The organism is Staphylococcus pasteuri, assembly GCF_030547725.1.
GTDB classification, from domain to species: Bacteria; Bacillota; Bacilli; order Staphylococcales; family Staphylococcaceae; genus Staphylococcus; species Staphylococcus pasteuri.
In genome coordinates, this window is record NZ_JAUOQO010000071.1 from 1 (window position 1) to 372 (window position 372).

General features: G+C 45.7%; 1 protein-coding gene. It reads left to right on the top strand.

Annotated elements, in window-relative coordinates; genetic code table 11:
• Nucleotides 1–372, top strand: a 372-nt coding sequence (locus Q4528_RS12840; RefSeq protein WP_303521864.1) for an NAD(P)-dependent oxidoreductase, incomplete at both ends; no start/stop codon positions are given.

The window sequence follows — 372 nt, forward strand, 5'->3', positions numbered from 1 at the left end:
GCCTTAGTTTTATCAATAGCCTTGATAGCGAATTAGATGCCAGTGCCTTGCAACTGACTGTTGAAGGTGAAAAGAAGCGTTTTGTGGGCTCTGAGCTAACCGGGAAAACCCTCGGTGTCATTGGCCTAGGGGCTATTGGCGCTGAAGTTGCACATGCTGCTTTAGCTTTAGGGATGAAGGTCGTTGGCTTTGATCCGGCACTTAGTGTTCAAGCTGCTTGGCGTTTGTCATCAGATGTTGAGTGTGCTGATGAATTAAAAGATTTATTAGCGCTGAGCGATTACGTCACCATTCATGTACCTGCAAACAAAAATACCACAGGGCTAATTAATAGTGATAACTTAGCGTCGCTAAAGCGTGGCGCAGTGTTAC